The organism is Rhizobium sp. P1_E1 (assembly GCF_056406015.1).
Genome location: NZ_JBFUAY010000230.1, coordinates 1 through 6566 on the forward strand (window position 1 = coordinate 1; position 6566 = coordinate 6566).

8 protein-coding genes are annotated in these 6566 nt (G+C 60.3%); 2 read left to right on the forward strand and 6 right to left on the reverse strand.

Features of this window, described 5'->3' with window-relative positions; translation table 11 throughout:
- Positions 1–217, forward strand: a 217-nt coding sequence (locus AC1D1Z_RS32340; protein ID WP_477852924.1) for a hypothetical protein, incomplete at its 5' end; no start/stop codon positions are given.
- 41 nt (positions 218–258) lie between these two features.
- On the opposite strand, the gene AC1D1Z_RS32345 is transcribed toward AC1D1Z_RS32340, so the two are convergent.
- The 4 genes from AC1D1Z_RS32345 to AC1D1Z_RS32360 are packed head-to-tail and all read right to left on the reverse strand — an operon-like array spanning position 259 to position 4063.
- Positions 259–1299 (reverse strand): sulfate/molybdate ABC transporter ATP-binding protein, encoded by a 1041-nt coding sequence (locus tag AC1D1Z_RS32345; protein ID WP_477852926.1) that lies wholly within the window; start codon positions 1297–1299, stop codon positions 259–261.
- Positions 1300–1309: 10 nt separating this feature from the next.
- Entirely contained in the window at positions 1310–2182 is an 873-nt protein-coding gene (cysW, locus tag AC1D1Z_RS32350) for a sulfate ABC transporter permease subunit CysW (RefSeq protein WP_130719078.1), read from the reverse strand.
- Positions 2172–3029: a sulfate ABC transporter permease subunit CysT gene (cysT, locus tag AC1D1Z_RS32355; protein WP_477852929.1), complete on the reverse strand. Its 858-nt coding sequence runs from the start codon at positions 3027–3029 to the stop codon at positions 2172–2174. Before cysT ends, cysW begins: the two co-directional genes overlap by 11 nt.
- A gap of 8 nt (positions 3030–3037) precedes the next feature.
- Positions 3038–4063, reverse strand: a complete 1026-nt coding sequence (locus AC1D1Z_RS32360) for a sulfate ABC transporter substrate-binding protein (protein ID WP_018246501.1) — start codon at positions 4061–4063, stop codon at positions 3038–3040.
- Positions 4064–4427: 364 nt separating this feature from the next.
- On the opposite strand from AC1D1Z_RS32360, the gene AC1D1Z_RS32365 reads away from it, so the two are divergent.
- Complete coding sequence (locus AC1D1Z_RS32365) at positions 4428–5444, forward strand: porin (protein ID WP_477852931.1); 1017 nt, start codon at positions 4428–4430, stop codon at positions 5442–5444.
- 68 nt (positions 5445–5512) lie between these two features.
- On the opposite strand, the gene AC1D1Z_RS32370 is transcribed toward AC1D1Z_RS32365, so the two are convergent.
- Together AC1D1Z_RS32370 and AC1D1Z_RS32375 are read right to left on the reverse strand one after the other, a co-directional pair.
- A complete protein-coding gene (locus tag AC1D1Z_RS32370; RefSeq protein WP_282682527.1) occupies positions 5513–5968 on the reverse strand; it encodes a PTS sugar transporter subunit IIA in 456 nt (151 codons plus the stop codon).
- A 41-nt stretch (positions 5969–6009) separates the two neighbouring features.
- A partial coding sequence (locus tag AC1D1Z_RS32375) for a winged helix-turn-helix domain-containing protein (RefSeq protein ID WP_477852933.1) occupies positions 6010–6566 on the reverse strand: 557 nt, incomplete at its 5' end.

The window sequence follows — 6566 nt, forward strand, 5'->3', positions numbered from 1 at the left end:
GGTGCCTCCTATGGGATTAGTCCAGCCCTTAATGATTAAGCGAAAACGTTTTACTCGTCATATGACTGAAATACAAACAACCTTAGATAACAAAAACCTTAAGGGACTCTCGCCAAATACCATTCCGGCGATAAGCTATTGCGTAATTCCTGAAATCGGAATCGATTCCAGCATAAATTATGAAGAAATTCAATGTGTTGCAGAGTCGCGCGTTTGAAAAGACGCACGACTCTGTGGGCGACAGGCCCCCAATCCCCATCAGCTGCGGAACAGTTTCCAGCGGGTTGGCTTGAAGGCTACCCGGTTGCGGTCAAGCCTGTCGGCCTCGCTCGGCGGCAATTCGATCTCGATATGCGGGCGATCATTGCCGATATCCAACTCGATATGGCGGGTGCCGGCCACGCGGCGGCTGGAGACCGGATGGCCGGCGATGCAGTTTTCGGCTGATTCGCAGAGCCTGACGTCGTGCGGGCGGAAATAGAGCTGCGCCGTGCCATCCGGCTCGCCCTCGGCATTGAGGCCGAGCGAGCGGCCTTCGAAGCGAATGTCGCCGTCAGTAATCTCGACCTGCAGGCAGTTCGACTGGCCGATGAAGCCGAAGACGAAGGGAGAATTCGGATTGTCGTAGACCTGGTCCGGCGTGCCGACCTGTTCGATCGCCCCCTGGCTCATGACCACGACGCGGTCGGCAAGCTCCAGCGCCTCATCCTGGTCGTGGGTGACGAAGACGGTGGTATGTCCGGTGCGATCGTGGATATCGCGCAGCCATTTGCGCAGGTCCTTGCGCACCTGGGCGTCGAGCGCGCCGAAGGGTTCGTCGAGCAACAGCACGTTCGGCTCGACGGCCATCGCACGGGCGAGCGCCACACGCTGGCGCTGGCCGCCCGAAAGCTGGGCCGGGTAGCGTTTTTCAAGACCGGAAAGCTGGACGAGTTCGAGCAGTTCGATCGCCCGCCTGCGGATGTCGGCCTTAGGCGGCCGCCGCGCGCTGTTTCTGACCTTGAGGCCGAAGGAGACGTTTTCGAGCACCGTCATGTAGCGGAAGAGAGCATAGTGCTGGAAGACGAAGCCGATATTGCGCTGCTGCACTGATTTCTTCGAGGCATCCTCGTCGCCGAAGAAGATCAGCCCCTCCGTCGGGCTTTCGAGGCCGGCGATCAGCCGCAGCAATGTCGTCTTGCCGGAGCCCGAAGGGCCCAGCAGTGCGATCAGCTCGCCGGAGCGGATGTCGAGCGAGACATCGTGCAGCGCCGGAAAACGATCGAATTCCTTGCGAATGTTTTGAACGCGTACTTCCATTCCAAATCCTTCAGTGCCGCCGGCTGGCGGCGATTTCCGCGCTATAGCGCATTTCCAGCAGCGTCTTCAAAACAAGAGTCACGAGCGCGAGCAAGGCCAAAAGTGTAGCGACGGCAAAAGCGCCGGTGAAATTATACTCGTTATAGAGAATTTCCACCTGCAGCGGCATGGTGTTCGTCTGGCCGCGGATGTGGCCAGAGACCACCGAGACGGCGCCGAATTCACCCATCGCGCGGGCGTTGCAGAGCAGCACACCGTAGAGCAGACCCCATTTGATGTTCGGCAGCGTCACGTACCAGAAGGTCTGCCAGCCGCTGGCGCCGAGCGAAAGGGCTGCCTCCTCGTCGGCGGTTCCCTGTTCCTGCATCAGCGGGATCAGCTCGCGGGCGACGAAGGGGAAGGTGACGAACATGGTGGCGAGGATCAACCCCGGCACGGCGAACAGGATCTTGATGTCGTGGGCGCTGAACCACTGGCCGAGCCAGGTACTGGAGCCGAACAGCAGAACGAAGACCAGGCCCGATATAACGGGTGAGACCGAGAAGGGCAGGTCGATCAGTGTCGTCAGGAAGGCCTTGCCCTTGAACTCGAACTTGGCGATCGCCCAGGCGGCGGCGACCCCGAAGACGAGGTTGAGAGGCACGCTGACGCCGGCGACGATCAGCGTCAGGCGGATTGCCGACAAGGTCTCGGCGTCGGCGAGCGCCACGAAGAAGGGGGCGGGCCCTTTGCGGAAAGCCTCGACGAAAACTGCTGCGAGCGGCAGAAGCAGGATAAGCAGCAGGAAGACGAGCGAAATAATGATCAGCGTGAAGCGCGCGATCCTGTTTTCGGTGGTCACCGAACGCAGCTTCACCGGTTGAACGGTCGCATCAAGCGCCATAGCCGTACCTCCGCCTGCTCCAGCTCTGGATGAGATTGATAACGAGCAACATGGCGAACGAGATGACCAGCATGATCGCCGCAATACCGGTCGCTGCCGCGTAATTATACTCTTCGAGTTTGATGATGATCAGCAGTGGCGCGATCTCCGATTTGAACGGCAGGTTGCCGGCGATGAAGATGACCGAGCCGTATTCGCCGACGCCGCGGGCAAAGGCGAGCGCAAAGCCGGTGAGCACGGCGGGCGCCAGCCCCGGCAGCAGCACGCGGAAAATCGTCTGGAAGCGATTGGCGCCGAGCGTTGCCGCAGCCTCCTCCACTTCCTTGTCGATTTCCTCCATGACGGGCTGCACGGTGCGCACCACGAAGGGCAGGCCGACGAAGATCAGCGCCACGACGATACCGGCTGGCGTAAAGGCGATCTTGATGCCGAGCGGCGTCAGGAACTGGCCGATCCAGCCGTTCGGCGCGTAGAGCGTCGTCAGCGCGATGCCGGCAACGGCAGTCGGCAGCGCGAAAGGCAGGTCGACCATGGCATCGATGACACGCTTGCCGGGAAAGCGGTAACGCACCAGCACCCAGGCGAGGATGATGCCGAAGACAGCATTGACGATCGCAGCGATGAAGGCGCTGCCGAAGCTGATGCGCAGCGCGTTCAGCGTGCGCGGATCGAGTGCGATCGACCAGAATGTTTCCCAGCCGAGCGCGCTCGACCGGACGGCGAGGCCCGAGAGCGGGATGAGGATCAGAAGGGTGAGCCAGGTCAAGGTAAGGCCGAGCGCCATTCCGAAACCCGGAATGACACTCGGCCGCTTGAACCGCCACCGCGTGGGGCTATRTGCTTTCATGAAGTCTATTATTGGGCCGGCTTGTAGATTTGGTCAAATACCCCGCCGTCGCCGAAGAATTTCGGCTGTGCGTCTTTCCAGCCGCCGAAATCGTCGATGGTCGCCAGCGTCAGCTTCGGGAAGCGGGCGATGTCAGCCGGATCGGCGGCTTCCGGCTTGATCGGGCGGTAGAAGTGCTTGGCGGCGATCTTCTGGCCTTCGTCCGAATAGAGGTAGTTGAGATAGGCTTCGGCGACCTTGCGCGTGCCCTTCTTGTCGACATTGCCGTCGACGATGGCGACTGGCGGGTCGGCACGGATGGAGAAGGCCGGCGTCACGATCTCGAACTGATCGGGACCGAGCTCTTCAAGTGAAAGATAGGCTTCGTTTTCCCAGGCAAGCAGCACGTCGCCGAGGCCGCGCTGGACGAAGGTGGTCGTGGCGCCGCGCGCGCCTGTATCGAGAACCGGAACGTGCTGCAGCAGTTTCGTCACGTAATCCTGCGCCTTGGCTTCGTCGCCGCCATTCGCCTGCTTGGCCCATGCCCAGGCGGCCAGGAAGTTCCAGCGGGCGCCGCCCGAGGTCTTCGGGTTTGGGGTGATGACCTGCACGTCGTCCTTGACCAGGTCGCCCCAATCCTTGATGCCCTTCGGGTTGCCCTTACGGACCAGGAAGACGATCGTCGACGTATAGGGTGTCGAATTGTTGGGGAACTTGGTCTTCCAGTCGGCCGGGATCTTGCCGGTCTTCTTGGCTATGGCGTCGATATCACCTTCGAGCGCCAGCGTGACGACGTCGGCGTCGAGACCGTCGATGACGGAGCGCGCCTGCGCACCGGAGCCGCCATGCGACGCCTGGATCGTTACGGTTTCACCGGTGTCCTTCTGCCACTTGGCGGCAAAAGCAGCATTGAAATCCTTATACAATTCGCGAGTCGGATCGTAGGAAACGTTAAGAAGCGTCTGATCCGCGAATGCAGGAGCGATGCTCCCGATCGCGAAGCTGCCTGCCATGACCGCGGCTGCGATGAGCCGGGTGAGCCGTTGTGTCTGCATTGGGGAACCCTCCGTGTTTGTGCCTAAACACTATCAAGTCAGTCGTATAATGAAACAAAGGTTCTTCCGGTTCCGGCGCTACCGTTAGAATGTCATTCCATTTAAGGGGTAATTTGGAAATGGACGTGCCGAAGTTGGCCGCGGCCAATTGGTCGCCGGGCGCTGCCCGCCGCAGGGCCGTGTTTTTTTGGCCACAGTTCCTCCACGAATACGACATGGTGATGCAGATTTTTGCCAAGATTTTGCCGCGATGGCACTTGTGGATTCCTATATGGCCTCCGTTGCGGTCGTATTCGCCGACCGCTGCGCGGGGGCAACCCTTGAAGTGCGCCTCGCATTCCAAACCTGTTTAGGGCCATTCAAAATGAATATCAGAACTATCCTTTTTGCCTCCGTTGCCGCCCTTGCCGCGGCCTCCGGAGCCCGCGCAGCCGACGCCATCGTGGCGGCGGAACCCGAGCCCGTGGAATATGTTCGCGTTTGCGACGCCTACGGAACCGRCTATTTTTATATTCCGGGGACGGAAACATGCCTTTCGATCGGCGGTTACATCCGTACCGAAGTGCGTTTCGGTGACCATATTTCCGGCGACTCCGACGTAGACTTCTGGACCCGCGGTCAGGTCACCTTCCAGGCCAAGAACGACACCGAGTACGGCACGCTCACCGGCGTCATCACGCTGCGTTACAATGTCGACAACGCTTCTGACCAGGAAGCATTGCTCGATGAAGGCTACATCGACATTGCCGGTTTCCGCGTCGGTAAGCTGTATAGCTGGTGGGATGACGACATGAGCGGCGAGACCGATACGCTCGCCAGCAACGAGACGACCCACAACTCGATCCGTTATCAGTACGAGAATGGCGCTTTCGCGGCCGGCATTTCGGTCGACGAGCTGGAAGAAGACTACGCCACCAAGCCGGGCGACGGCCCGAACAACTTCGGTGTCGCAGGCCAGGTTTCCTACAAGGCCGGCGCCATCAGCGCTTACCTGCTTGCCGGTTATGACACCGACACCAGCGAAGTCGCGGTCCGCGGCATCGTTTATGCCGACATCGGCCCGGGCACGCTCGGCATTGCCGGCGTATGGGCAAGCGGCGCCAACTACTACTACGAAGAGTCCGAATGGACGATCGCAGCAGAGTATGCCTTGAAGATCAACGATAAGTGGTCGGTCACCCCCGGCTTCCAGTACTTCGAAAACATCGCTCTCGAGGCTGACGGTAACGGCTTCACCGGCGGCAGCGCCTACACGACCGGTGTCACCATCGACTACCGCATCGTCGAGGATCTGCGTACGAAGCTCAGCGTGCAATATCACGATGAGGACGAAGGCGACGACGAAGTGTTCGGCTTCCTGCGCTTCCAGCGCGATTTCTAAGATCGTCTCTTTGCAGACGAGTGGGCGCGACCTTCAGGCCGCGCCTTTTTTAATTTAGAACAATGTCATCACACCCGTGAATCGGCGATGAAATCGGAATAAAATTCGTCGACCGTTCTTGCCTTGCGCATGGCGGCGAGCGCGCCGTCCGTTTGCAGCCGCCTGGCAATGGCCGATAGCACGTTCAGATATTCGCCACGATTATTTTCTCCGAAGAGCAGCACGAAGGCGATGTCAGTCGGGATATCGTCGATCGCCTCGAAATCCAATGGTTGGGCGAAGCGGAGGAGAAGGCCGCGCGGGCTGGTCATGCCGTCGATCGCCGCATGCGGGATGGCAATGCCGTTGCCAATGCCGGTGGAGCCGAGCTTCTCACGCGCTTCGAGCGCCTTCAGGATGGTCTGGCCATCGACGGAGAAAGCCTTGGCGGCCTTGTCGGCTATGATCTGCAGTGCGCGCCATTTGGTCGGCGCCGACACGCCGATGAAGGTGTGCTCCGGCCGGATGATGTTGGGAAGGTTCATGTCATTCTCGATACTGTTCGGGCAGCGGGAGGGAAGGGAGGTCAATCCGGTTCCCTGAGCCGGTAGCCGACGCCGGTCTCCGTGGTGATATAGTGCGGCTGGTCCGGAATCTGTTCGACTTTTTGCCGCAGTTGCCGGACGTAGACGCGCAGATACTGCACATCGGCCGCCGGCCCCCATACCTGCTTTAGAAGAAACTGGTGTGTCAGCACTTTGCCGGCATGCTGGGCGAGCACGCGCAGGATGTCGTATTCCTTCGGCGACAGTTTTATTTCCTGGCCGTCGACCTTGACGATGCGCTTGACGAGATCGATCGACAGCCCGCCGGTCTGGAAGATCGCCTTTTCGCCCTGCTGCTGCAGGCGGTGGCGCAGCGCCACGCGGATGCGGGCGCCAAGCTCGTTGATGCCGAAGGGTTTGGTGACGTAATCGTCGGCGCCGCTTTCCAGCGCCTTAACGATACCAGCCTCATCGGTGCGGCTGGACAGAATGACGACCGGCATGGAAAGCCCTTCGTCGCGCCACGCCTGCAGCAGGTCGTGGCCGGGGGTGTCGGGCAGGCCGAGGTCGAGCAGGATGAGATCGGGCATGTCATCGG